This window comes from Mesorhizobium sp. B2-8-1, assembly GCF_006440955.1.
Taxonomy (GTDB): Bacteria; Pseudomonadota; Alphaproteobacteria; order Rhizobiales; family Rhizobiaceae; genus Mesorhizobium.
Map to the genome: position 1 here is coordinate 77,525 of NZ_VFTX01000009.1, position 24,680 is coordinate 102,204.

29 protein-coding genes and 1 pseudogene are annotated in these 24,680 nt (G+C 61.5%); 18 read left to right on the plus strand and 12 right to left on the minus strand.

The annotated features are described in order from the left end of the window. Positions 1 to 167 precede the first annotated feature (167 nt). The gene (locus FJ428_RS21930) at positions 168 to 380 is read left to right on the plus strand and encodes a hypothetical protein (protein WP_140880144.1); all 213 of its coding nucleotides are present in this window, start codon (positions 168 to 170) and stop codon (positions 378 to 380) included. Between the two features lie 108 nt (positions 381 to 488). Here the strand turns inward: FJ428_RS21930 and FJ428_RS21935 are convergent, their stop codons facing one another. Continuing rightward, positions 489 to 740: a hypothetical protein gene (locus FJ428_RS21935; protein ID WP_140735119.1), complete on the minus strand. Its 252-nt coding sequence runs from the start codon at positions 738 to 740 to the stop codon at positions 489 to 491. 328 nt (positions 741 to 1,068) lie between these two features. Between FJ428_RS21935 and FJ428_RS21940 the strand changes: the two genes are divergently transcribed. Continuing rightward, entirely contained in the window at positions 1,069 to 3,105 is a 2,037-nt protein-coding gene (locus FJ428_RS21940; protein ID WP_140880145.1) for a type IV secretory system conjugative DNA transfer family protein, read from the plus strand. A 13-nt stretch (positions 3,106 to 3,118) separates the two neighbouring features. Here the strand turns inward: FJ428_RS21940 and FJ428_RS21945 are convergent, their stop codons facing one another. Then, positions 3,119 to 3,439 (minus strand): hypothetical protein, encoded by a 321-nt coding sequence (locus FJ428_RS21945; protein ID WP_140880146.1) that lies wholly within the window; start codon positions 3,437 to 3,439, stop codon positions 3,119 to 3,121. 38 nt (positions 3,440 to 3,477) lie between these two features. Then, positions 3,478 to 3,738, minus strand: coding sequence for a hypothetical protein (locus FJ428_RS21950; protein WP_140880147.1), 261 nt, complete (start codon positions 3,736 to 3,738; stop codon positions 3,478 to 3,480). 714 nt (positions 3,739 to 4,452) lie between these two features. Between FJ428_RS21950 and FJ428_RS21955 the strand changes: the two genes are divergently transcribed. Genes FJ428_RS21955 through FJ428_RS21965 form a run of 3 tightly spaced genes read left to right on the plus strand, consistent with a single transcriptional unit; the run spans position 4,453 to position 6,104 of the window. Next, complete coding sequence (locus tag FJ428_RS21955; RefSeq protein WP_140880148.1) at positions 4,453 to 5,121, plus strand: hypothetical protein; 669 nt, start codon at positions 4,453 to 4,455, stop codon at positions 5,119 to 5,121. Continuing rightward, on the plus strand, positions 5,118 to 5,675 hold the full coding sequence (locus FJ428_RS21960) for a hypothetical protein (protein WP_140880149.1): 558 nt from the start codon (positions 5,118 to 5,120) through the stop codon (positions 5,673 to 5,675). The genes FJ428_RS21955 and FJ428_RS21960 overlap by 4 nt, the downstream gene beginning before the upstream one ends. 45 nt (positions 5,676 to 5,720) lie before the next feature. Beyond that, a complete protein-coding gene (locus FJ428_RS21965; RefSeq protein WP_140880150.1) occupies positions 5,721 to 6,104 on the plus strand; it encodes a hypothetical protein in 384 nt (127 codons plus the stop codon). On the opposite strand, the gene FJ428_RS21970 is transcribed toward FJ428_RS21965, so the two are convergent. Further along, the gene (locus tag FJ428_RS21970) at positions 6,097 to 6,519 is read right to left on the minus strand and encodes a GNAT family N-acetyltransferase (protein ID WP_140880151.1); all 423 of its coding nucleotides are present in this window, start codon (positions 6,517 to 6,519) and stop codon (positions 6,097 to 6,099) included. The genes FJ428_RS21965 and FJ428_RS21970 overlap by 8 nt on opposite strands. 593 nt (positions 6,520 to 7,112) lie before the next feature. Then, positions 7,113 to 7,544, minus strand: a complete 432-nt coding sequence (locus tag FJ428_RS21975) for a hypothetical protein (protein ID WP_140880152.1) — start codon at positions 7,542 to 7,544, stop codon at positions 7,113 to 7,115. Positions 7,545 to 7,585: 41 nt separating this feature from the next. Here FJ428_RS21975 and FJ428_RS21980 point away from each other — a divergent pair, with 41 nt between their 5' ends. Continuing rightward, positions 7,586 to 8,431: a metallophosphoesterase gene (locus tag FJ428_RS21980; RefSeq protein WP_181167359.1), complete on the plus strand. Its 846-nt coding sequence runs from the start codon at positions 7,586 to 7,588 to the stop codon at positions 8,429 to 8,431. 47 nt (positions 8,432 to 8,478) lie between these two features. On the opposite strand, the gene FJ428_RS21985 is transcribed toward FJ428_RS21980, so the two are convergent. Next, a complete protein-coding gene (locus FJ428_RS21985) occupies positions 8,479 to 8,679 on the minus strand; it encodes a hypothetical protein (protein ID WP_140880154.1) in 201 nt (66 codons plus the stop codon). Positions 8,680 to 9,239: 560 nt separating this feature from the next. On the opposite strand from FJ428_RS21985, the gene FJ428_RS21990 reads away from it, so the two are divergent. After that, positions 9,240 to 9,467, plus strand: a complete 228-nt coding sequence (locus FJ428_RS21990; RefSeq protein ID WP_140880155.1) for a hypothetical protein — start codon at positions 9,240 to 9,242, stop codon at positions 9,465 to 9,467. 43 nt (positions 9,468 to 9,510) lie between these two features. Here FJ428_RS21990 and FJ428_RS21995 read toward each other — a convergent pair whose 3' ends face one another. The 3 genes from FJ428_RS21995 to FJ428_RS22010 all read right to left on the minus strand — a co-directional run bounded on the left by FJ428_RS21995 (position 9,511) and on the right by FJ428_RS22010 (position 10,732). Then, on the minus strand, positions 9,511 to 9,753 hold the full coding sequence (locus FJ428_RS21995) for a hypothetical protein (RefSeq protein WP_140880156.1): 243 nt from the start codon (positions 9,751 to 9,753) through the stop codon (positions 9,511 to 9,513). Continuing rightward, complete coding sequence (locus FJ428_RS22000) at positions 9,750 to 10,115, minus strand: hypothetical protein (RefSeq protein WP_140880157.1); 366 nt, start codon at positions 10,113 to 10,115, stop codon at positions 9,750 to 9,752. The genes FJ428_RS21995 and FJ428_RS22000 overlap by 4 nt, the downstream gene beginning before the upstream one ends. Positions 10,116 to 10,411: 296 nt before the next feature. Continuing rightward, positions 10,412 to 10,732: a metalloregulator ArsR/SmtB family transcription factor gene (locus tag FJ428_RS22010; protein ID WP_140880159.1), complete on the minus strand. Its 321-nt coding sequence runs from the start codon at positions 10,730 to 10,732 to the stop codon at positions 10,412 to 10,414. Between the two features lie 171 nt (positions 10,733 to 10,903). Between FJ428_RS22010 and FJ428_RS22015 the strand changes: the two genes are divergently transcribed. The 5 genes and pseudogenes from FJ428_RS22015 to FJ428_RS30350 all read left to right on the plus strand — a co-directional run. Beyond that, the gene (locus FJ428_RS22015; RefSeq protein WP_140880160.1) at positions 10,904 to 11,086 is read left to right on the plus strand and encodes a hypothetical protein; all 183 of its coding nucleotides are present in this window, start codon (positions 10,904 to 10,906) and stop codon (positions 11,084 to 11,086) included. A 181-nt stretch (positions 11,087 to 11,267) separates the two neighbouring features. Continuing rightward, positions 11,268 to 11,522: a DUF982 domain-containing protein gene (locus tag FJ428_RS22020; protein ID WP_140880161.1), complete on the plus strand. Its 255-nt coding sequence runs from the start codon at positions 11,268 to 11,270 to the stop codon at positions 11,520 to 11,522. A gap of 420 nt (positions 11,523 to 11,942) precedes the next feature. Next, on the plus strand, positions 11,943 to 12,266 hold the full coding sequence (locus tag FJ428_RS30755; protein WP_224518997.1) for a hypothetical protein: 324 nt from the start codon (positions 11,943 to 11,945) through the stop codon (positions 12,264 to 12,266). Between the two features lie 247 nt (positions 12,267 to 12,513). After that, positions 12,514 to 12,996: a GFA family protein gene (locus FJ428_RS30900; protein WP_140880162.1), complete on the plus strand. Its 483-nt coding sequence runs from the start codon at positions 12,514 to 12,516 to the stop codon at positions 12,994 to 12,996. A 154-nt stretch (positions 12,997 to 13,150) separates the two neighbouring features. Then, positions 13,151 to 13,408, plus strand: a pseudogene (locus FJ428_RS30350) (hypothetical protein); the annotation flags it as partial. Positions 13,409 to 13,619: 211 nt separating this feature from the next. Here FJ428_RS30350 and FJ428_RS22040 read toward each other — a convergent pair. Next, entirely contained in the window at positions 13,620 to 14,738 is a 1,119-nt protein-coding gene (locus FJ428_RS22040; RefSeq protein ID WP_140880164.1) for an FAD-binding oxidoreductase, read from the minus strand. A gap of 116 nt (positions 14,739 to 14,854) precedes the next feature. On the opposite strand from FJ428_RS22040, the gene FJ428_RS22045 reads away from it, so the two are divergent. The 5 genes from FJ428_RS22045 (at position 14,855) to FJ428_RS22065 (ending at position 21,579) form a co-directional block, all read left to right on the plus strand. Further along, positions 14,855 to 15,760 (plus strand): LysR family transcriptional regulator, encoded by a 906-nt coding sequence (locus FJ428_RS22045; protein WP_140880165.1) that lies wholly within the window; start codon positions 14,855 to 14,857, stop codon positions 15,758 to 15,760. Positions 15,761 to 15,849: 89 nt separating this feature from the next. Further along, positions 15,850 to 17,928, plus strand: coding sequence for a hydantoinase/oxoprolinase family protein (locus FJ428_RS22050; RefSeq protein ID WP_140880166.1), 2,079 nt, complete (start codon positions 15,850 to 15,852; stop codon positions 17,926 to 17,928). Between the two features lie 5 nt (positions 17,929 to 17,933). Then, positions 17,934 to 19,919, plus strand: coding sequence for a hydantoinase B/oxoprolinase family protein (locus FJ428_RS22055; protein WP_140880167.1), 1,986 nt, complete (start codon positions 17,934 to 17,936; stop codon positions 19,917 to 19,919). Then, positions 19,916 to 20,218: a (2Fe-2S)-binding protein gene (locus tag FJ428_RS22060; protein ID WP_140880168.1), complete on the plus strand. Its 303-nt coding sequence runs from the start codon at positions 19,916 to 19,918 to the stop codon at positions 20,216 to 20,218. The genes FJ428_RS22055 and FJ428_RS22060 overlap by 4 nt, the downstream gene beginning before the upstream one ends. Then, positions 20,215 to 21,579, plus strand: a complete 1,365-nt coding sequence (locus FJ428_RS22065; RefSeq protein ID WP_140880169.1) for an FAD/NAD(P)-binding oxidoreductase — start codon at positions 20,215 to 20,217, stop codon at positions 21,577 to 21,579. Before FJ428_RS22060 ends, FJ428_RS22065 begins: the two co-directional genes overlap by 4 nt. Positions 21,580 to 21,617: 38 nt before the next feature. Here FJ428_RS22065 and FJ428_RS22070 read toward each other — a convergent pair whose 3' ends face one another. After that, positions 21,618 to 22,943 carry an FAD-binding oxidoreductase gene (locus FJ428_RS22070; RefSeq protein ID WP_140880170.1) on the minus strand — a complete coding sequence of 442 codons (1,326 nt, stop codon included), beginning with the start codon at positions 22,941 to 22,943 and terminating at the stop codon, positions 21,618 to 21,620. 223 nt (positions 22,944 to 23,166) lie between these two features. Here FJ428_RS22070 and FJ428_RS22075 point away from each other — a divergent pair, with 223 nt between their 5' ends. Continuing rightward, positions 23,167 to 23,643 carry an Lrp/AsnC family transcriptional regulator gene (locus FJ428_RS22075; protein ID WP_140880171.1) on the plus strand — a complete coding sequence of 159 codons (477 nt, stop codon included), beginning with the start codon at positions 23,167 to 23,169 and terminating at the stop codon, positions 23,641 to 23,643. Positions 23,644 to 23,681: 38 nt separating this feature from the next. Here FJ428_RS22075 and FJ428_RS22080 read toward each other — a convergent pair whose 3' ends face one another. Further along, positions 23,682 to 24,623, minus strand: a complete 942-nt coding sequence (locus FJ428_RS22080; RefSeq protein WP_140880172.1) for a LysR substrate-binding domain-containing protein — start codon at positions 24,621 to 24,623, stop codon at positions 23,682 to 23,684. Between the last annotated feature and the right edge of the window lie 57 nt (positions 24,624 to 24,680).

Consider the following 24,680-nt stretch of genomic DNA (forward strand, 5'->3'; position numbering starts at 1 on the left):
GGCACACTAAATTCCAAGGGAATTGGTTCGCCATCGGCCGGAGGCTTTCAACCAGCCCAGTGGCTTCATCTACAGATCTATGCGCGTGTTCGCGCTTCGTTCGACCTTAGCGTGTCTGCGGGAACGGTTCTTGTTCCGACCCCAGGGAGCAGGGGCAGGCTTTGTCCTTGGCGCTCAACCTCAACATGGCGCAGTGGTATCGCCCGACTGTGGCGGGGTATTTCGGGAGGATCAGCAAGGCTGCGATCCTCGCCGATCTTGAAGCCATGCGTCAGGCCCCGTGCGCACCGTCATGGTTCAAGATGAAGAAGGGCGAACTTGGCGTGCTTGCAGAGCGTGAAGCCGCCGAACGCGGCTGGCTTCCTGTATGGCCGCACTGATTGCTTTTGCCGGGAAGCGCCGCTGGCGCTTCCCGGTGACGGTGCGGCCTTGAGGCCGCGCTTGGTTCGACGCGCCCTTTGCCCCGCGCCCCACCCTTGGGCGGCGCTTCAGCGCCGCCGCTTAAGCTGATCGACAATTCGCTGGACATTCACGAAAGGATGGTCGCGCTCGATCTCCCGTGCCCACATACAGGCCAGCCAGGCGTCGGGATCGTCAGGGTCGAAGCCGTGATCGATCTGGGCAATCTGTTCCGCATCCATGCTGAGGACATAGAACAGTAGGTGAAACTGCTCTTCCCATGCGTCGGCATCCCCCACCGTGAACAGGTTGGGGCGCGGCACCGGCCTGTGGTCTTTCATTGAATTCCCCTGCCTGACTTCAATAGTTTACCGCAAGATGCGGCCCGCGAGGCGGATTGCCATTCAATACAGGCAGGCTTCAGACATTCACTCCGAACTATGGCCGGAAAATTTCTTTCGCGCCGCCAAGTTCGCGGATCGCATTTTGCCGACCCGCGCCGAGGACGCAAATACCATCCTGCTTCTCGCGAGCGATAGTGGCTCATATCCTCCGCATCGTCTTCAAGGCCGTCATCGACCCTGCGCCGTCTTCGTCATTTCACCAAGCACAACCCCCCTGTAGATAGTAGAAAAAACATAGTATAAGGCCCAAGGGGAGAGCAATCGCATGGCGCGGCATTCGGTGACGTTTCTAGCCATAGTTCTACGCTCTTGCGTACTCTCTCTTATGCCGGCTGCGGCATCTGCCGCAACGACAAGCGAAAGCTCCAGCGGCAATGGCTGGATAATTTGGGTCCTTCTGGCAGGCGCTGGCGCTTGGTACCAGTATCGAAAGGGGGGGTTCGTCGGAACCTTTGACCCACAACCAGGCGAGCTGACCGCAGCCAACACAATTGACACCGATGACCGGATCAATAGCCTCTTCGACAAGAAGGATGGCGTTCTTTGGTGCACGGGCAAATACGATAACAAACTGAAAACCGAAGTTTCCACACGCGATGGATCGCGCGTACGCAAGGTCAGGGTCCAAATAAAATACCGCATTCGTCGAAGCGTCGCGTCGATGCCACATCGCGAGCGTGAGGCAGCGCGCATGCTGTATCTAATGATGAGTCAACAGCACATCACCGCCAGGGAATTCGACCGCCTTCGCTTCGCACTGATCTGGGCGGATGGAAAGGGAGAAATCGTCAATCAGAAATGGCAGGTCAACGATATAAGCGCGGTGCGGCAGCATAATCTCGGATCAGCACCCGACATACTGGCTCACAAAGCCAAGCAAATGGGAATAGCGTTGGAGAGCGCGGTATCGCAAATATTTTCAAGCCTCGATGCAGCCAAGCTGCGACAGCCGAACAGCAAAGGAATCGCGGATATCGCCAATCGGGTCTCTTCCGGAAATGTCTGGCAGCAAGCCGCTGAGCTGACCGGGACGACATTGACGACCGCATCGGATGTCTCGAACCTGCTTTTAGGAGTGGCAAAGGACACAAACAAGGCCGTGTTCTATGGCGGCGAAGGATCGCTTGTCACGGTTGCACCGCCCGGTTCGGGCAAAACGCAATGCCATGTCATCACAAACCTTCTCCTGTGGACCGGCCCAGCCATTGTTCTCGACGTGACAGGTGACTTATGGCGAACGACCAGTCTGGAACGTCAGAAACTCGGGCCGGTATTCAGGTTGAATGCGGTCGATGCCAGCAATAGCCACAAGTACAATCCGATCGACTGCGTGCGGACTGACCCGGATTTTGTTTGGGAAGATGCCAAGCTGATTGCCGACATGCTCGTCCTTCGCGAGAGCAAGACCGAGCCGTTTTTCGAGAACCGGGCCCGCGATATCATCACAGCAGTCATAGCGTATCTGGTGATCTGCGTTGAACCGGAAAGGCGTAACTTCGATACATTGCTCAATGTCTTGTCGGGTTTAAACTGGCAGAGCTTTATCAACGGCTCGATAGAGCAACAATCCGTTCCGAGCCTGGAGCGCGTAGCGGCCTCATTAAGTGAAATGGAGGAACGAACGCGCAGCAATGTTCTCCAGACAGCTTTAACATCTGTCGACGCCTGGGAAGGGGGCCAGGTTCCGAAAGTGACCCGATCGTCGGACTGGCATCCAAGCGTGCTGCGAGCAAAGAACGCTACTATTTACATCTGCCTCTCTTCGACAACCTTGAAAGCCTATGCCGGATTGGCGCGGTTGATCATCGGCCAGCACATAAAGGTCTTGCTAGAGTCTGCGACCGATCGCAACTCACCCTGGGTGCAGTTCTTTCTCGATGAACTGCCCCAGTTGCGGGCAATGGAGCCTATTCGGCAGGCGCTGGACGTCGGCAGAAACAAGAGGCTGCGCCTGTGGATGTTCACCCAATATGTGGCGCAGTTGGAAGACGCTTACGGCAAGGACGTAGCGCGTGGGATGATCGGGGCATGCGGGCTTCGTGCTTACATGAATCCATCCCTGTCCGACGGAACGGCGGAAAAGCTCTCTGAAGAGCTGGGAAAGACAGATAGCGTCGTTGATCAATCACGCCGAAACGTGGCGGAGCCACATGAGCTCGCTGGCTCTGACTACAAAGATGACATCATTGTTTTTGTCGCAGGGCACAAGCCTATGCGCTTGAAAAAAGTGCGCTCGTACGAGTCCAGCTTCTTCCGGGATAAATTCGGCGAAGCGGACATGTCGGGGCGCGTGCGCACTTAACATGCAATCGACGTCAGTCGACCAGCTGCGGCCCGTCGCCGGGAAGGTCATCGCCGGGAAGATCGTCTCCGATGCTCAAGCCAACGATTTTGAACAACTCCGTCGTCAATGTGAGGTCTCGACTTAGCTTATTTGCAGCGGCCTCATCAACGATCGAGCGGGCCACGGACGCTTCGATCTTATAGAGACAGTCAAACAGATTCCAAAAGTACTTCGTTTGATAAAAGGCTATATATTCGCCACTCGACGTTCGGACTAGCCGGCGCTTAAGCTCCGTGTCCTTCGCGATCCAGTCTTCACATGTGTCATCCAACACGACTTTGGCGTATTCCATGCCACTATTGTATAGAAAACCGGCGCAAATGTCCCGAATTAACGAACACGTTTGAAGTCAGTGGCCAGGAATGACGGGCCGCCGGTTCGAACCTGCTCTTTCAGCTTCGCTTTCTCGGCTTCTCTTTGCTGGATCTCAGCGATTTTGCGAGCCTTGTCTGCATCGAGGTTCTGGACCCGCGGAGGAACTGGGCTCCCTCCCATACCCTTTGGGGCCGGATGGGCGGATTTGGGCGGCGCGTACTCTTTACCCGTGTTCCCCTTCAGCGATCGCTTAGGGTCCTTCGTCGGATCGTCCATCGGGCACACCTGTCAGCATGAGGACGATGGGACCTTATCCAGTGTGATGCGCATTGTCACTGCGCTTTGCGATGAAATTTTCCCGTGCTTGCAACTGAGTGCGATAGCTGGGGGGCCCTAAGCGAGATGGAAGGGTTGTGTGGATGCCACGACGTTTCAATACAGACTTGTCTTCGACATTCATTCCGAGTTTGGACGGAGAATTTTTACGGGGCCGCCAAATTCGCGGATCGCATCGTGCCGGCTCGCGCCGACGACGCGAAGACGATCTTGCTTCTTGTGGGCGACACCGGCTTACAAGTGTCGTGGACCGCCTGTGCGACCGCTTCCGCGCCGTCCTCGATATTCCCGGCAATCACTATTGGTACGGCGGGACCGAATGGGACGGCGGCGCCGCGCCCAACGGGACAACTACGTCGTCGATCATACCTTTTCGGCGTCATCGCGGCGACGCTGTAGACAGACTTCCGCCAGATCGATCCTTTTGCCGAGCGGGATTGCGTGGGCGCCATGAACGACTTTCGGCAAATCCCCGGCCTGATACGCGGACGCTTCCACTGCCTGTGCCGTTGTTGCCTGCCATCGCGCTCCTTTATTCCGATAGCGGTCAGCTGAAAGTCGCATGCCGGACCGCTCGACATTGTTCGAATTGGCAACTAATAGCGATAGCGGAAACCTCTATGATCGACTTACCCATTCGCGATGGATGTTGTCATGGATGCTATTGTCTGGATCGCATTGCTCCTCGCATGCCTGCTTTCATACCAGATGCCGATCTATATCGCGCGCCTGACAGGATATGAGGCCGAACTCGCCTCCCTCTGGGCGACGGGCTGGGGGGACAATCTCGCGGGCCGCGTGGTTTTTGTGGCTGTCTACATGGTTGCGGGATTGGCCTCGTGGCTCCTCCCAGTTCTCCTGATTTATGTACTTATACATCCGCGATACGGCGCGTCCTGGCGCCCTCGCGTCGCTGCGATTATGTCCTTTCCGTTCCTGCCGTTCAAGCCGTGGTATCATCGGCTTTACCAGGATATTGAGGCGAGAGCGGAACAGACGGAACGCAAGCGAGGCCTCAAGCAGCTATACAAAAAAGAGTTTTCCGACCAGTTCCCCTCATTCGCGAATTTCGAGCACTTCTATAATTGGTCGGAGACAAACGGCCTGATCGATCCAAGGCACCGCTTCTCCATCCAGCAGGACGCGTTCGAGGATTCCATTCTTCTGCTCAGCCTTCCGGAGCGGTTCACCGACCGCGATCTCAGCGAACGATACCGCAAGCTCATGAAGTGCGTTCACCCCGACCAGATCGGTCCAAACGACATCGCGCGCCGTCTGAACAGCGCGCGCGACCTCATCGCAGCACGAAAGGGTTGGAAATGACAAAACCGCCAAGCCTCTCCGGTCAAGCCGGCCGTGAACTGGATTTTCAGAAAAAAATGGCTCGGCTTCGCGCGGCCACGGGCCGTCCGGAACGTCGAACCGTCAATGGCCGATGTTCAGCCGGCGGAGGCGCGTTCCAGATTGTCTTCGACCGGCTCGATCCGGCCGCTCAATTCAAGATCTCATCGATCACCAAATTAGATGCCGAAGCGCGATCCCCGGCAGTTGCACGGGACGGCGGCAGCACCGACGCCGAAAGCTTCAGCGTCCTCGAATTCGATACTTTCGGCTGGACCTGCCCCTGCTGCGGCGACAAATCCGGCTGGATCCGATGCAACGGCTGCCGCACCACCTATTGCGGCGCCTGTCGGGCTTGCGCCGCTGACGGCTCCGATCGGTTCACATGCCCGACCTGCAAGACGACCGCAAAGCTTCACAGCGCCACGGAAATCCATGGTGCCCGCGGGCGGGCCGAAATAGGAGGGAAAGGCTCACAGAACAAGCTTCTCAGCCAGGCTAAAACGCTGTTCCTGCCGTTCGGGGGGCGGAAATAGCGCGGTGCTCTCTCCGACTCCAAGTTCACTTGAAAGGATAAGGACATGAAAGCAGTCTCTCTGGAAACAGTTCAGTGGTCATCCTTGTCGGACATCGACGACGTAAAGCCCCTCGATGACGAAGACGCGGCCGTTCTCGACGAGTTGCGGCAGGTGCTGCTGACGCACGACCGGCTGGACCGCTTCGGCGTCTGCCTGCTCCACAAGCACTTCGAGGTCGGCGATGATGAAGTTGCGGTCGAATATACCGACATCGATCGAAGGGTCTCTCGCGTGGTCGTTGAAAAGAAAGACACGCTCAACATGAATAGCGTCCAGACCATCTGGAGGTTCAGCGGAGGGGGATCTTCGATGGGAACGCAATGCGTTCAAAGATGCGCCCCCGGCGGTACCACCCACCGCACAATCCACCAGAAGGTTATCACCTGAGCCGGGTTCTAAGAGCCTTCGTCATTTGGACGGGCGCAGGCCATGCCCTTCCCGCCCTGTAGTCGGCAAGCTCGATCTCGCCCCAGACGTCGGGGACGAAACCCATGGCGCTATAATAGCCAACGGCTTCCGGATCGGCGTTGACGCACATGCGCCCGATCCCTTGGGTTTTGGCGAAGGATTCCACCAGCCGCCCCAGCACAGGGCCGATGCCTTTCCCCTGGCGGTCAGACCTGACCGCCACGCCCCGGATGGCGCCGCTGCCGTCGCCCAAATCGTCGAGCGTCACCACGGCGACGGCCTCGCCGTCCGCTTCGAGCAATAGGGCCGTCCGGCGGGCGGGCTGCGCGAAATGCGCGTCTACGCTTTCCGCGACGTACTCGTCTTCGTCCTGATAAAACAAAGCCGTCCGCATGATGTCGTGGAATCGCGCGTAAGACGGAGCGCCAGGAAACACGGCCTTAAGCGAATATTGTTCTTTAGTAATCTCCCGGCTGTATGAATTTATTTAATAATATCATTGCTACCGCTATTCTCCAATCTTTTTCTATTAGACCGTTATTTGATGGATTCTCCTTTTTATGCCAGTTGCCTGGCGGCATACTCAGTGAAGGGGAGCAGGGCAGCCTTGTGGTCTAGGCGGCCTCTTTCGACCGAGGCAAAGACTTGTTGCGCACTATCCGGCGGCCGGCACGCAAAGCGGTGATCCGAGAATTGCTCGTCGCTATGGCAAATCAATTGTCAATTGAAAAGCGGCCAGTAAGAATATAATGACTTATATGAAAAACATTTAGGAATACTTCAATAAACTTGGCGCTCAATCGCAACAAATGACGACCGACAAGTATTTTATTGGCACAGCCGCGGTCTGCGGCGTGTTAGCCCTGCCGTTCAGCACGACGGCTGCCCTCATCGCGCTATCAGTGCCGACCGCCTACTATGGCCTAGGCACGGCCACGCGCGCACTCGGCGCCGCGCTGTCACACGGGAAATCCAGCGGCCCGGCGCCTAGCTAATCGGAACAAGTTTCTGTGCGCAGGTGACGAATGCCTTTGCTGCTTCTCCCCTCAGGTCTGCCTTCTTCTCAACGACATGCTTGAAGCCGTTAAGCAGGTGACAGCCTAAAGGTTCGTCAGGAGCATCATCTTTTGAGCGCCGATAGCCGGCATCCGCGAGCTTGACCGCAGCACCGATAATGCTGAAACCGACGCACAGGCCGTAGTAGCCGAGCGCCGTCAGAATCGTTCCTGACAACATCAACGGGTTCCTTACGACACCAAGGGCGCGAATCTCCGTTAGTGTCTGGTCGTCCTCAAGGCTTGTTATTTTCAGGTAGAACTCGAGCTCCGGCTCTTTCTCGCTCATCGTTGAACTGAGCAGGCAGTGGTACGTGTCGCCCTCGGGCGAATTTAACTTCTCGTCGACAAGGATCTCGGACATTTCATCAGCCTTCCGTTTTGTTGAACTTGCAGGCTACCATAGTGGTGCTTCCGAATTTCGGCCCACCGCTGTTTGTGGGACGCAAGCCGGATACAATCAGACCTGCAGACCGACGCAACGAACAAATTTCTTCTAGGGATGGTTTCATCTCCGTGCGATACAGACTTGTCTCCGACATTCACTCCGAGCTTTGGCCGGAGAATTTTTACAGGGCCGCCAAGTTCGCGGATCGCATCCTGCCGCCCCGCGCCGACGACGCGGAGACCGTCCTGCTGCTCGCGGGCGATATCGGCTCTAACCGCCGCCGCAACGTCTACAAGGCCGTGATCGACCGGCTCTGTGACCGGTTCCACGCGGTCCTCGACATTCCCGGCAATCACTATTGGTATGGCGGGACCGATTGGGATTTGTGCGTCGCGCCGAGCGCGCGCGACAACTACGTCTTCGGTCACACCCTTTCGGCGTTCGGCGCCACCGCCGCGACGCTCTGGACGGACTTCCGCCAGGGCGACCCTGTCGCCGAGCGGGATTGCGTCGATGGCATGAACGACTTCCGGCAAATCCCCTTCCTGACGCCCGCCATGGTGAAGGCGCGTAACGCCGAACACGTCGCGTTCCTGCGCCAGAATATTCAACCGGGCGGCATTGTCATGACGCACTTCGCGCCGTCCTGGCAGTCGATTCCGGAAGCGGACAAGGCCGAGCGCGTTGCCGCCTACTATGCCAGCGACCTGGAGGAATTGATTGAAGAGCGGCAACCCGCGCTATGGGTGCACGGGCATATTCACAGCCGGTCGGACTATCGCATCGGCCAGACCCGGATCCTCTGCAACCCGGCTGGATATGACGGGCGGGGACATGATCCGGGCTTGACGTTCGAACTGTAAAAACGCGGGCCCGGTCGGCGACCGGCCCGCGTGGACGGCTGCGGCGATCATGGTCCCTTGATGAGATGGTTCATGCGGGCGAGCGCGTAGGCGCAGAATTGCGGCGACCTGCCCTTGGCGTGGTAGTCGCGCGCCAGCCTGATCCCGTCAGCGCCTGCCCGGACTCCGAACTGCCGGGTCAGGAAGCCCTGCATCTCCGCCACGTACTGGTCGAAGGGGATGCGTTCGCGTTTGTCAGTCTTCTGCATTGTGGTTCTCCATTTGGTTTCGATGGAGAGCCGTCACAAAGCGGGGCCAGAACCGGCCAACAACAGGTTACACGGGAGGCCATGCTGTATGGCCGAATGGAGCGGGCCACTGTTCGTGCAGCCGGGACGCCGCGCTTAAGGTGATCTTTCGAAGCCCAGGAGAACCTCTTGCTCGATACACTGCACGCGAGCGCAGCACCTTTGGCCGGGAGATCGCGCGATCGAGCGTCAGACCTTTCGACGAAGTACGTCGGCAGTGACGATAGCGGTTCAGTATCACGGCGCGTTGCGACACAGCGGCGATTTGATGGCGCGGGCACATGGATGCGTTCGCTTCCCACGCGTCTTTGCCTGCCACCGCGCTCGTTCATCGGGCTTTGATCCGGCACGCCAGCCTCAGAGTGCCAAACCTGACGGAACGCGGCCCTGATGGCCGCAAGCCCTTCTTCGGTTTCCCCTGAAGGTCGCCCCCAAACAAGAGCTTGCGTCCGGGCCTGTGCGTCCCATCGACGGAAAGGCACGGCTGGCATGGGGTCAGCCCGAAACAAAGGAGCAAGACAATGACGAACGGCAAAAACACGAAGAAGGCAGCGCAGCGCGAAACCACACCCCCGGCACTGATCGCCTGGCACATCGCGGAACGCGGGGAAAGAAACTACTGGACCCGCATCGGCGTCGCCTGGAGCCACGAGGACGGCGAGGGCATGACCCTCCAGCTCGACCTCATCCCGGCAGCGGGCGGCCGCATCATCCTGCGGACGCCGAAGCAAGAGGAGGAAGGGGCGTAAGTCCCTTCTTTCTTTTCTACGGAAGTCCCGGACCGAGGGCGCGTCAGCGCCGCGCCCACGTCCAGGCCAAAGGGAAGAATTTGACGACTGGGCAGTCGCCTGCAGGGGGCAGGTGCGGAACGACGGTGCGGCTGCCGTCGATCCCAACATACTGGCACTGCAGATAGTAGAAGCAGCGGCCCTGTAGATCGCCGCCACACACCGAACGCATCCGGAGGCTCGGCGTTCCGACTGTCACCGCCGCCAACGCGAGCGCCATGACCGCTATCGCCTGTGCCGTTTTCATGGCGCATCTCCCTTGTCCGGCTTCGATACCGTGTCCACCGGCGGCTTCAGAAACGGATGGCCGCCCATAGCCAGATCGTGCAGTTCGAGACTGAAGTGTTCGTTCAAGACCCACCTGACGTAGGACTTCGCCAGGTGGCGCCATTGCCGCGCAGTGAGCGCCTCCACAGGGAGTGGCGAAGGGCCGTGCTTGCCACGGCGGCGCATCCGGCCGCGCAGCGCAAGCCACGCCGCAAGCACCTGCCATCCCTCATCCAGGTCCAGGACGAAGCGCTGCGTTTCCCTTTCCTCCTCGTCCTTGTTGATCAAGGTGTGAACCAGATCGAGCAGGTCCAGGATTTCCTGTTTCAGATCGTTTGTCATTGCTCATGCTCCTCCAGTTCGTGCTCGGTCCTGACTTCAGTGGCAACGGCCCTTCCGGCACCTATCCGCCCTGCCACTGCAACAGCGGCCAGTTCAGGGGTCGGGGACAGCTCAATGGCCAAGCACGACAAAGCCGGTCGCAAGACCGTCGCCGACTCTCTTCGGGAACTGATACGAAACGAGGACAACCGCCGTCAGGTTCGGAAGGCCTTCGGGTTGGAGGCTGAACCTGCGCTGCCGCCAACGCTAGCCTCACTGCTGGACGCCATTGAAAAGGCTCATAAGGGTACCCTAAGTTAGCCTTCACCTGTTTGGTTCGAGGAACCCTGTCCATACTCACTGTCTAGCATGACGAGCAGCTCGCGCACCCCGTGGTGATCGGAGGAATAATAGACCGTGTTGTTGTCGTAGCGGACACGAACCAGGCCAAGTGTTCGCAACTCGGCCATGTGTTGAGAGAGTGCCGACGGGCCAATCCGCAGTTGCTCCCGAATCGCCTCCCCCGACAATTCACGGTCTAGCACCAGGCTCATAATAATCAGGCGTCGCCCGTTAGACATGGCCCTCAGAAATGCCGCAGCCTGGCTAACGTTGGCTATGAGTTGACTAAAGACCATCGAGACCCCCCTTATGGCATGGCGCGACGATGCCGCTCGGCCGGCACCGAACCAGCCGACGCTAAAGTAGTTCCGAGCGGAGGTGTCCAGTCGATGCCTCTCCGCGCCACGGGTGCGGAACCATCCAGGCAGCCTCCAAGTTCGATGCTGAACTACTCGTGCAGGCCGACTATGGAAGAACTCGACAACGCACACCAGCAGGCCATAGCCCGCCTTATTCGCCGGTGGATCAAGACAGAGACGTTCCGCCGCCACCTTCGCCAGTTGCTGGCGCTGCGGGTAGACGACGACATTCCCCAGGAGCATCGGTCCCTGCTCGACGAACTGAAAACGCAGATACAGCGAATGGTCTGATGGACCCAAGATACGAACTGAAAAGAGACCCCAAGGGGTGGACGGTGGTCGACCGAAAGACCGGGAATCCCGCTAGGCCCGAGGGGATCACCCAGCGGTCAGCCCTGAGGTCACCTGCGCGACGGATGCTCCTGAACTCCCACGCCGTAAAATACAGGCTTTACCAAAGTCGGTCTGTCTGATGGCCCTCCACTGGTTCACCCCTCCGGTCCCTGTCAGGGGCGAGCAGACCGATATGACCTACATCGTCAGCAACGTCGAGGCAGCCGCCGAGCATCTCCTCACGTGGACGAAGCGCGGCCCTAAGTGGAACCAGGCGGTGCGCACATGCATGAACGCTCTGGTGGACCAAGCGACACCGGAGGAGGCGAGAAGATGCTTCAGGCTGGCTGCTATCGAGGCGGGTAGGCTGCGGGCTGCTCGTGAAGAGGGATGACTAAACAAGGGAGAGCCCGCCGTCCTCGTCGATTGGGCGCACCGGCATCATCTTCTTGACGACCATTCCCCCGCTTTACACTGAGGCAACGACGTCGGATCAAAAGAGAACTGCGGTCGTCATAGCCATTATTGCCACCATGGCTGCGGTCTTTGGGCTTTTTGTCTGGGCTATTGTCCAAAATTCCGGGGAATCCCGGCCTAAGGCACTACCCAGCCGCGGAAGTCGTAGCAAAATCGCCGCCCTCGCAAGGTGGCGATTTTCCAAGATGCCAGCCTTGACGATCCAGGAAGATGTTCTTTATTCGTTCTCATGGCGCAAGATCCGATCGATACGCTGGGCAAGGCAACCCGGCACAATATGCTCGTCAAGGCGGAACGCAGCTGCGGTAACGTCCGCCACTGCCGTTGAGCCGACTTGATGATGGTCTACGGCGGCGTCGACCCGCTGTCGCTGAAGTTCGATTGCAGCCGGTGCAAGCCGCAGGTGACGATTACGCTGCTTGAAGTGCATCCCGAGCACCTGCCGAAGCGCCTGATGATCCAAAAGCCGATGAAGGTCGGCGGGAAGATCGCCTGGCACACCAAGCGCTTCCGAGGGCGAAAGACGCTTGCTGACATCATCTGGCCCGGAAGCCGGCCGATTGTTCTTCATATCCGTTCCTCATTTCGAAGGCCGGTAGCAAGGGCACAATCCCCGTCGGAAACCGACATTCGAGCGAAAATAGCGCTCGGATTAGCTTGACGGAGCATTAGCTATCGCTAACGATTGTGTTTGGGCAGGTGATGCCCTCCATCGCCTGCCAAGATCGGCGTCACCCCGATCGGCCCGTGTCCTCCGCCGAGGCGCGGGCTTTCGGCGGCTGATCCTGTCCCATCCAAGGGTTTTTGAGGTGGATGCCCGCTCATCAAGAAGTGGCTAATATTCTGGAGCGCGACCGCCACTCTGATATTGCGGCCAAACAGAGCGACCCGTTCACAGGAGGCAACAGGTGAGGCACGAAACAACGAAAGTCACTGGAGGATGTCTTTGTGGCAGCGTTCGATATGAAGCAGAGGTCTATCTTCACAACGGCTATATCTGCCACTGCACCATTTGCCAGCGCAGCACAGGCCAACCGGCCGAGATTACGGTCTTGGTTAAGGCCGGAACTCTCAGATATCTGAAGGACGAACCGAAATACTATGCTTCGTCAGATGACGGGAAACGTGGGTTTTGTAGGCATTGCGGGTCTCGGATCGTATGGCAGGCATCCAGGTGGAAGGATGACTGGTTGACGAATATCACGGTGGGCACGTTGGACCGGCCGGCCGAGGCCAGGGTCACCAGGCATATCTACACGGACACTCAGTTGCCTTGGTATCGTGTGTGTGAGGAGTTGCCGAAGTTAACGGAGAGTGATGCTGGAAGGCTAATCGAACTTCTCAGAGATGAGTTGCGGCCGGAGAACTCTAGATATGTCGATCCGCGATGAATTGCAGGAACTTTGGGACATCTATGTCGCTGCCTACCGGTCGAAGAACGCCGCCGGTTGCGCAGCCATATTCGTACCTTACGGGGAAGTTTATTCGCCTTATGCGCCCCCGGCTTGCGGCCGCGCGGCGATAGAGTCGCTGCACGCCGTATGGACGCAAGGGGCGCGTTTTCAGCTCTACCTAGCGCTCAGGCTTGCCGGGTATTACGAGTTCGCACAGTTTCGACCCTCAGTTCCATTCATGGCCGACGACATCATGGAGACCTTCGATCATGTCCGTTCCGAGGAGGTTTTCCGGCTGTTTGGGGAGATGGCAAGTGCAGGACAGGTAATTTACCTGACGCATCACCAGCACCTCTGTGAAATCGCCAAGGCCGTCGTGCCGCGCCTAGCGATCCATGAGCTCGGATGAGATTGGACTTGCTTGATGCGTTGCTGGAATACCGTGCTGTTCGATGTTTGCCCCTTAGCTAGTCAAATCCAAGCGCCGGCTTTGGCGTGCGCTTTGCGCCTACAAGCGGACGTTAGCCGTCCGAAAAGGGTCGCCCGCGGTCATTCGGACAGGTGCCACCTTCGTTCCTCCGCGTCGAACGAAGCAGGGGCGCAGTGATCGACTCGCTTCGTCAGGCTCCGCGATTGAAGCGATCTATCCTAAAATCATCGAGGGCCGTTTCGCAACGGCCGCTCGTCATGAGTTCGGCCATGGCGTCGCCCACGCCCGGGCCAAGCTGGAAGCCGTGCCCGCTGAAGCCAAAGGCGTGGAACAGGCCTGGCGTCGTCGCCGAGCGCCCCATGACCGGCAGCATGTCCCTGATATAACCCTCGCAGCCGGACCAGGTACGGATGACCGCGACCCGCGCGATTGCCGGCAGCAGCCGCGCGACGGCGCGCAGTTGCGGCGGAAGGCGGATGGGATCGGCCGTCGCATGGCCCGGCTCCAGGTCCACCTGCACCCTTTCGGCCGCACCGCCGAAAACGATATTGCCTCGCTCGACCTGGCGCAGATAGGCGCCATGGTCCTTGTCGCGGGTCCAGATGCCAACCACCGGCAGGATCCGATGCGGCAGCGGCTCGGTCACACCCATCTGCGGACCACGGGCGTCGAGCGGTACCTCCTCGCCGAACTGCGCAGCGATGCGCGCGCCCCAGGCTCCGGCGGTGTTGAGTAAGCACTCGGCGGCGAATGCACCTTTCGAAGTGGCGACAAGGAAACTGGAGCCCGTATGGCTGATCTTCTCGATCTCAGCTCCCTCGATGATTTGCGCCCCCAGTCTGCGGGCCGCCTCGGCAAAGGCGGGTGCGATCAGCCGTGGATTGCCGCTGCCGTCATGCGGAGAAAATGACGCGGCGATCGCGTCAGGGGCGAGGCCGGGAAACCGGGGACGGATCTCACGCGGGCCGAGTTCTTCCAGCTCGAGCCCCCACGGCCGCGCTGCCTCGGCATAGGCCCGCATGTCGGCAAGGCTTCCTTCATCGAAGATCAGCCGGATATGGCCGGTGGCGCGGAACTCGACGTCGCGGCCAAGCATCTTCTCGGCCTCGCCCCAAAGCCTGAGTGAGCGGTAGGCCAGTGGAAGCTGGGACAGATGGCGCCCCGTGCGCCGAACGTTGCCGAAGGAAGCGACGGTCGCCCCGCTACCGATCCGGTTGCGCTCGACCAGCGTTACGCGCACGCCGCGCCTGGCGAGGAAATAGGCCGAAGCCGTCCCCATAAGCCCGCCGCCCAGCACGATCACATCCATAGTCGGTCCCTAACGCAGAGCGGCTGATCCTTGGATGCGCCCATCTTGTCGGCGCCGTGCCATTGCGTCAAAGATGGGTTTGGACAAGAGGCATAAGCTTAACCTATGGAGTGGCAATGCGGGCACGTCAGCTCGAAGTGTTCATCGCCGTCATGCGCGCGGGCACCGTGACCGCCGCGGCGCGGATGCTGAACATCTCCCAGCCCGCTTTGAGCCAGATCGTGATCCACACCGAGGACGAACTCGGCTTCACGCTGTTCGAGCGCGTCAAAGGCCGGCTGCGGCCAACTCCGGAGGCGCTCGAGATTTTCGCTGATGCCGAGAGGTTGTCAGCGGGACTGGAGGGCCTTCGCCGCAAGACCACAGACCTGCGGCTTGGCCGGACGGGGCTGGTGCGGGTCGCAGCCTCGCCGCCCCCGGCCATGGCCATCTTGCCGCGCGCTTTCACCAGCTTCCGGGCGCAGCATCCCGATATCTTGCTGCGGTCCCATATGGCGCCGATCGCCGCGATCGTCGACATGCTGCGCGCGGGTGATGCGAGCCTCGGCGTCGCCATGGACGATCGCTTGCCTCCCGACATCGAGGCCGAGGTGATGGGGAGCATCGGCTTTGTGTGCCTATTGCCCGCCGGGCACGCGTTGCAGAAAAAGACCGAGCTAGCGCTCGCCGATCTCGTCGGGCAGGCGTTGATATCCTATCGCGGGAACACGCGCCCAGCCGACGAACTGGCCCATGCAGCCCGCGCACAACGCGTCACGCTTTCGCCGTCGCTCGAGATCGACGTATCCATCTCCGCGGTCGGTTTCGTCCAGGCCGGCCTGGGCATCGCGCTTGTCGACGGGCTGCTACCATGGCACCAGTTTGCAGGGCTTGCGGTCAGACCGCTGGCGGCGGGACCGGAATTTCCGATCGCGCTGCTTACTTCCCGCGCGCATGCCCTTTCGCGAGCCGATGAGATAATGCGCTATGAAATCCGCGCGACTTGTTCCGCCGTGCTAGGCGAGCATCGCGTAAGAGCATAAGCAAGACTTATATCCTTGCCCGTCATCCATCTTGGACCCTGGCCATCCGATCATGCCAGCTTCAGTCGGAAGACAGGAAGGGACGCATCATGGATGGTGTCATCGCGGCGAACGAAACGCAGAACGGAGCCGACTGGAAGGTCGGCGTCGATATCGGCGGGACATTCATCGATTTCTGCGCGCTTGAGGCCCGTTCCGGTCGCGTCGCCTCGCTGAAAGTGCTGACGACGCCGGAAGACCCAGGCGCCGAGCTGATGACGGGTCTCGCCCTTCTGGCCGAGCGCGAAGGCTTTGATCCCAGGCACATGACGCGCTTCGTGCACGGCACGACCGTCGGCATCAACACGGTCATCCAACGCAAGGGCGCGCCGCTCGCGCTGTTCACCAATGCCGGCTTCGAGGATGTGATCGAACTCGCGCGGCTGCGCATGCCGGACATGTATTCGCTGTTCTGCTCGCGGCCGGACCCGCTGATCTCGCGCGACATGGTCTTCGGCATTCCGGCTCGCATGCGTGCCGATGGTAGCGAATCGCAGGCACCGAACCTGACGGCGGTGGAGAGGGCGGTGGCGGTGGCGAAAGCGAACGGAGCGCAGGGGATCATCGTGGCCTTCCTCCATTCCTGGCGCAACGCCGCGCAGGAGGCCTCCGTGAAAGCGGCGATCACGCGCCTTGCCCCCGACCTCTTCGTCTTTTGCTCCGCCGAGGTCTGGCCGGTCATCCGAGAATACGAGCGTGCCTCGACCGCCATTCTCAACGGCTATGTCCATCCGCGCGTAGCGGGCTATCTGACGGCGCTGGAAGAGCGACTGAAGGGTCTCGGCGCGCCAGCCCGCCCCATGCTGACCAAGTCGAACGGCGGCCTGATGAACGCTGCTGAAGGCAAGCGCGCCTGCGTGAACATGCTGCTGTCGGGAACGGCCTCCGGCGTCATCGGCGCCTCGTGGCTGGCGCGTCAAGCAGGCGAGGACAAGGTCCTTACCCTCGACATCGGCGGGACCTCGGCCGACTTCGCGCTCATCATCGGCGGCGAGGCGCAGTTCGGCACCGGCGAGCTGATTGGCGAATTTCCGCTCCATATCCCTTCCGTTTCCGTGAGTTCGATTGGCGTTGGCGGCGGCTCTATCGCCAGTGTCGATGCACAGGGGGTGCTGCGCGTCGGGCCGGAGTCGGCCGGTTCGACGCCAGGACCGGCTTGCTACAGCCGTGGCGGCGAGCACGCGACGGTAACGGACGCCATGGTCGTGTGCGGATGGCTCGGTCACAGCGAGATGGCCTACGGCCAGCTCAGTATCGATACCGGCCTGGCGCATCGCGCGGTCGGGGAGCTTGCCACCCGGCTCGGTCACCCCATCGAGCAGACTGCGCAGGCGATCCTCGATATCGCGGTGTCGGAGATGTTCGTCGAGGTGGAGAAACTTGCTTCGCGCGCCGGCGTCGACTTGCGCGATTTCACGCTGATGCCGTTCGGTGGCGGCGGCCCTATGCTGGGCGCCTTCCTTGCCCGCGAGCTCGGGATGAAGCGCGTCATGGCGCCCCGCCGTCCCGGCGTGGTGTCGGCGCTGGGCGGGCTGGTGGCGGACCTGCGCGGGGACTTTATTCGCACCGTCTTCGCTCCGCTGTCGGGCGCGTCGCTCCCGGCAATTCGTGAGGTCTTCGAGGTTCTCGCTCGCGAGGGCCGCGACTGGCTCGCGGCGCAGGGGCACGTTGCGGCGGCGGAGCTCAACCTCTCCTGCGATATGCGCTATGTCGGGCAGAGCTACGAGATCGAGGTTGTCCTGGCGTCGGAATGGCTGACATACGGCAACGCGGACGCCGTCGAGCAGGCCTTCCACCTCACCCATGAGCGGCTCTACGATTTCCACGACCCGGACGGCGAGATCGAGCTTGTGAATGTCCGGCTGTCCGCCATAGGCGCCGGGCCGAAACTCTCCCTCCCGGAGACCGACGAAGTGGAAGTTGCGGCCATCCCGGCGCGTCGTCTCCCTGTCTATACCGGTTTGAGCGTCGAAACCGTCGACCTTCACGAGCGGCAGACCCTCGTGCCAGGCAGCATGTTCCACGGGCCCGCCGTGGTCGTTCAGGAAGATACCACCTTCGCCATTCCCGCTGGAACGCAGGCAAGGGTCGACCGCTATCTCAACCTTCTGCTGACCTTCGCGGAGTGATGCCTTTGTTTGACCGCACAAACCTTCAGGTTCTGGCCAACCATGCCCGCGCGGCCGCCGAAAATATGGCCCACACGCTGCACCGCACCGCGCACTCCGCGTTCGTCAAGGAGACGCAGGATTTTACGGTGATGCTGATGGATCGCTCGGGAGCGACGTTCGCCGTGCCGATGGAACTCGGCGCCACCTGGTATCCCGGGCTTTCCTATCACCGCGCGATCGCGATGGTCGGCGACTATCGGCCAGGCGATGTCGCTTTCACCAACGATCCCTATTCCGGTTATGTCGCCACGCATGCCCCCGACACGCATCTGTGGAAGCCGGTCTTCATCGATGGCGAGATCGTCGCCTGGACCGGAGGGCATATCCACAACACCGACATGGGCGGGGCAGTGCCGGCTTCGCTCAGCCGGGCGCTGACCGAAATCCATCAGGAAGGCATACGCTTTCCTCCCATGAAGCTGGTGAACGAGGGCGTCTTCGATGAGGCGATTCTGCGGATCATGAGCACCAACGTGCGCAAGCCCGACCTCAACATCGGCGACATCAAGGCGCTGGTCGGCGCGCTCAATACCGGCGAGCGCAAGATCCAGGCAATGGTGAGGAAGTTCGGCAAGGCCGGCTTCGTCGAAGGCGTTGCCGCTCTTCTCGATCATGCCGAGGCGCAGGCGCGCGACGTGCTGCGCGCCATACCCGACGGCACTTGGAAATTCGCTGACTATGCCGACGAGGATTCGGTCGAGGCCAATCCCTGCCGGCTGAAGCTGACGCTGACGATCAGGGGTGACGAGGCGGTGCTCGACTTCACCGGCTCCGATCCGCAGCTTGGCTCTTCGCTCAACGTGCCTTCAGGCGGGGACCCGCGACACACCATGTTGCTGGTGGGTGTCTACTACGTGCTCTACACGCTCAACCCGAAGATCCTGCTCAACACCGGCCTCACCCGGCCTTTCACCTGCATCACACCCCAAGGTTCGGTGCTGAACCCGGTCCACCCCGCCGCAGTCGGCATGCGCTCGCTCACCTGCGCCCGGCTGCGGTCGGTCATCTTCGGCGCCTTTTCGCAAGCGGTGCCGGAGCGCCTGCCCGCGGCTCCGGCCGGCAACAACTGCATCGTCAACGTCATGACCACGGACGAGCGCACCAGCCGGACCGTCATCGCGGCGGTGAACCCCGTGGTGGGGGGCGGCGGGGCGATGCCGCATCGCGACGGCACCAACGGATCGGGCGCGGATGCCGCCTATCTCAAGAATACGCCGATCGAGATCACCGAGACCGAGACCCCGGTCGAGTTCGTGAAATACGGGCTCGCCATGGATAGCGGCGGGGCCGGTCGCTGGCGCGGCGGATTAGCGACCGAGATGGCGTTCCGCGTCTTTGCCCCCGATTCCAGGATCACGGCGCGCAATCGCGACCGCAGCTTCTTTCGTCCCTGGGGCGTGTTGGGCGGCAAAGCGGCCGGCCTGTCGGATATGATCGTCAATCCGGGGACCGACCACGAGCGGCGGCTGGGCAACATCGACACTGCGGTTCTGCAGCCCGGCGACGTGCTCGATATCCGCTCCGCCGGAGGCGGCGGGCGCGGCGATCCGTATCAACGCGAGCCCTGGCGGGTCGGGCAGGATGTGCGACGCGGCTATCTCTCGCCGGCCGCGGCCGAACACGACTATGGCGTCGTCATCCGCGAAGGCGAGGTCGACGAGCAGGCAACGGGAAGGCTGCGCGCGCGTCAGGGGCCGCCCGCCGGCCATTTCGATTTCGGTCCGGAGCGCGAAGCTTACGAAGCGCAGTGGACGCCGGCCGCCTATGACCGGCTCACCGCCATATTAGGGGATTTGCCCATCCACTGGCGGTTCTTCACCAAGACGGAGATCTTCCGACGCATGAAGGGGCGCTCGGGGCCGGAGGGCGTTCAGGCGGCGTTCGATGCGGTCTGCGAACGGTTTCCCGAACTGCCTCGTCCACGCCCGGTACGAGAGGCCGCGGAATGATCACCGCCGGCCGCATCGTCCGGCTGGCCGAGCGCGACCGGGCGCAGCTACATTTCTTTCTTGACGGGCAGACGCGCAGTGCGTTGGCGGGCGACACCGTGCTGACCGCCATGCTGGCTTCAGGGCACGCGTTGCGGAACTCCGAATTCGGACCCGAATGGCGCGCCGGATTCTGCCTGATGGGAGCCTGCCAGGATTGCTGGGTGTGGCAGGACGAGGGACCGCGCATGCGGGCGTGCTCGGCGCTCGTCACCGAAGGCATGCGGTTGCGCACGACGCCATTGGAGAGCTGGCCGTGAGCGAGACCTTGCCGCGGATCGTGATCGTAGGCGCCGGTCCCGCTGGCATACGGGCGGCCGCGACGCTCGTGGAGACCGGGCTCCATCCGGTGGTGATCGACGAAGGGCATCGCGCGGGCGGGCAGATCTATCGCCGCCCGCCTGCCGGGTTCACCCGAACCGCAAAGCAGCTCTACGGGCCGGAGGCGGCGAAGGCGCGCGCACTGCATGCGCTCTTCGACCGGCTGACCAAGGAGAGGCGGCTCACCCATTACGCGGCGAGCTCGGTCATCGCAATGCATGAGGGTCTGCTGCACGTGCTGGGGGAGCGTGGCGTACAGGTGATCGGCTATGACCGCCTGATCCTTGCCACCGGCGCATCCGACCGTGTCGCTCCGGTCCCCGGCTGGCAGAGCGCCGGCGTCTACAGCCTTGGTGCGGCGCAGATCGCGCTCAAGGCGCAAGGCGTGGCCCTCGGGCGGCGGATCGTCCTGATCGGATCGGGGCCTCTGCTGACGCTGGTCGGTGCCCAACTCGTCAAGGCCGGAGCGGGTGTGGCGGCCGTGCTGGACACCTCTCCCTGGCATCGGCAGGCGCGTGGGCTTTGGCAGATTGCCGCCCGTCCTATTGTCGTGCTGCGCGGTCTGGCCCTGCGGGCGAGGCTCGGCGGCCGCTACCACGCGGGCGTGACGCTCGAACGGATCGAGGCCGACGGGAAGGGTGTCATGGCGATGCGCTGGCGCGATGCCGGCGGAAGGCAGCGCCTCACTCAATGCGATACGATAGGCATGGGCTGGCACTTGCGGGCGGAGACACATCTGGCCGATCTGGCGGGATGCGCCTTCAGCTATGATGAGCAGTGGCGGCAATGGCTGCCCAAGACCGACCGGATGGGTCGGGCCGGCAATGGCGTCTATCTTGCGGGCGACGGGGTTCGTCTTCTGGGAGCGGACGGCGCGGAGATAGCGGGGCGCCTTGCCGCGGCGGCGTGCCTTGCCGATCTCGAATTGCCGGCGCCCTGCGCCAGCGCCGATCTGCGCAAGCTCGCGCGGTTCGAGCGCTTTGCGGGCGGTCTGGCCTGCGGCTTTCCCTGGCCGGCCGCGATGGTGCGGGCGCTTCCCGACGACGCGGTCGTCTGCCGATGCGAGAATGTGAGTGCCACATACGTGCGCCAGAGTGTGGATTTCGGTGGCGGCGAGGCCAACAGGGTGAAGTCGCTGTCGCGCGCCGGCATGGGGCGCTGCCAAGGACGTTATTGCCAGCTGGCTGCCGTCGAACTCACAGCTGTGCAGGCCGGCTGCACGCCCGGCGCTGTCGGCCGGTTTCGCGGGCAGGCGCCGGTCCGGCCCGCGCCCATCGGCGCTTTTCTCCGGGAAGGCTGATGCGGTTCCAGAGGCTGGATGTCGGCACGGATCAGGTCTTAGAAATCGGCGACCTTCCCCCAGGCCGAAGCGTCGAAGCGCTGGGGATCGTAGGACTTCGGATCGACGATCGGTTTAGAGCCAGTCACCAGATCGGCGACAAGGTGTCCGGCGCCGGGTCCGATGCCGAAGCCGTGTCCCGAAAACCCGGCAGCCAGGAAGAAACCCGGAACGGTATCGATCTCGCCGATGGCAGGCACGCCGTCCGGCGTGCTGTCGATGTAGCCGGCCCAGGCCGCGCTGATCCTGGTCTGGCGCAGCGCCGGCAGAAGTTCGAGTGCCCGCGCATGGGTCAGGCGGATGGTCGCCTGGTCCGGGACCGGATCAAGGATGCGCATCCGTTCCATCGGCGTCGGCTGGTCGAGCCGCCAGTGCCGGAGCGTTTCGTGGCCCGAGCGTATGCCCTGCAGGCCGCCCGGCGCGAGGCTTCGCCACCGCTTCAGGAACATGGGCAGGAACTGCGAGGAAAAGCGCAACTGTTGCGGCGTCACGTCCACGCGGCCGCGTCCGCTGATGGCGAGCGTATAGCCGCCGTCGCCACGGCGCGTGGCCGAAATCCTTGCCGTGTGCAGCGCATCGGGCAGGTCCTCCGCACCGGGCGATACGGACAGGATAGAGGAACGGATCGACGCCTGCGGAAAGCGGAAACCGAACTGCCGGCAAAAGGAAGATGCCCAGGCGCCGCCGGCCAGCACCGCCAACTTGGTCCGGATCGTACCGCTTTCGGTGACCACGCCGCTCAGGCATCCGCCCTCGGTCTCGATGCCGCGCGCGGCGCAATTCTGATGCACGGTGCCCCCGAGCTTGAGGATAGCGCGGGCGACCGAGGGTGCTGCCTGCGACGGATCGGCGGTGCCATCGGTCGGTGAGAAGACGCCGCCCTTCCAGGTCCGGCCCGTGGCGCGGCCCCGCTCGCTGGCCTCGGCACTGTCAAGCATATGCGTAGTGACGCCGGCCGTTCTGGCGAAGTCACGCCAACGCGCCCAGCCGGCAAGTTCCGACTCGTCATTGCTGAGATAGAGCAGACCGCAGCGGCGAAAGCCGGTGTTTTCGCCGGTTTCCGTCGCGAAGCTGTCCCACAGATCGAGGCTGCGGGTTGCCATCGGCAACTCCCGGGCGTCGCGGTTTTGCTGGCGGCACCATCCCCAGTTCCTCGAGGACTGCTCGGCGCCGATGCGCCCTTTTTCGACAAGCGCGACCTTCATGCCGAGCCTGGCCAGATAGTAGGCCGAGAAAACACCCACGATGCCGCCGCCGATCACCACCGCGTCCGCTGTCTGTGGCAGTTCGCCGGGTGTCTCGATTTGCTGCAGTGGTGCGCGCATGGTCTCTCTGCCTTGACGCGCCAATTTAACGCATTGCGCAGGTAGCCGCTGCCGCAGTTGCGGCCGAAGCAGAATTTTATTCCGGCAACACGGTGGAAATCGGGAGCCGCTGCGTTTCAAAGCAGTGCCCGCTTGGATGGACAGGCGAGCGGGCTGTGGTAGTGTCAATGCCTATGAGCAAAGCAGCATTTTGTGCTGCGGCGTGCGTTCTGTGGAGACGACCGTGAAACTGGATCGGATCGACATCAAGATTCTGTATGAGTTGCAGAAGAACGGCCGCATCACCAATGTGGAACTGGCTGATCTGGTGCATCTGTCGCCGAGCCCGTGCCTGATGCGGGTCAAGAAATTGCAGTCGGAAGGCTACATCGAAGGCTATTCCGCGCAGGTCAACATCGGCAAGCTCGGCCAGACGCTGACCGTGTTCACCGAAATCACCTTGAAGAACCATCGCCAGCTGGACTTCGCCCGCTTTCTCACCGTCGTGGAGAAGATCGACCAGGTCATCGAATGCCATCTCGTGTCGGGCGGCTACGACTATCTGATGAAATTCGTGACCGCCGGCATCGCCGAGTACCAGACGATCATGGAACGGCTGACCGACATGGATATCGGCATCGACAAGTATTTCAGCTTCGTGGTGCTGAAGTCACCGATCGTCAAGGCGCACATGCCGCTGCCCAGCCTGTTTCCGAGATAGTCTTCGGCGATCGCGCCACGCTTATCGCCTGCAGCCCGCTACAAGATGTCCGGCCGCAAGATCGGGTGCAGTGCCTCCAATTCGGCTTGCATCTCGGCGATCATCCAGGCGCAGATATCGGAGACGACGGGTCGTATCGGCCTTGAGCGCGGGGCAATCAACTGATGGATCCGGCCCGTCTTGATCTGCCTGTCCGAGGCAGGGACAAGGGTTCCCTGAAGCAACGCCCTTGAAACGTTGCTGAGCCAGCCGAGCGCCACGCCTTCCCCGTTCATCGCGGCTTGAAGCACGACCGCGTAGTCCGAGAATTCGAGCCACTTTGCCCTGCTGGTCTTGCGGTCCGCCACACTGCCCCAGGCGTCCAGCCACTGCTCCTTGGCGTCGGTCAGGTGAAGCAGGGCATGACCTTGCCCGGTTCCGGCATGGATCAACCGGCCGTGAGCCGACAAATAGGATGGGCTGCAGACCGGAACGATGATCTCGGGCGAGAATGCCCAGTGGTGATAATGGGTATCGTCATCGGCCAGGATTCTCGTGGCAAGGTCGACATTCTCGGCGGGTCCCCGCAGAACGCCCGCGATCAGTTCGAACCTCAGGTCGACGTCAGGAAACCTGGTGTTGAAGGCCCCTAACCTGGGAACGAACCAATAGGTTGCCAGAGAACTCGAAAGGGAAAGGGTGACCACCGGCTTTGCAGCGCTGTTCTGCTTGATCCTCCGGATCATCTCCGCGATGCCGTCAAATCCCTCCCGCACGGCCGAATAGAGGGCGCGCCCGTCCGGGGTCGGGGTCAACCCCGTTGGGCCTCGTGTGAAAAGAGCGACGCCAAAATCGGCCTCAAGCTGGGCAATGCTGCGGCTGATGGATGGCTGCGTGACGTTGAACTCGCGCGCCGCGGCCGTGAAGCTACCTGACCGGACGGCAGCTTCGAAGACAAGCAGTCCGCGCGCGGAAGGAACGAGTTTTGCGAAACCAGCCATACGCCCAGCGTATAGCCACCCCAACAATTTACAAGCTTTCTGTGATTCCGGAAATGG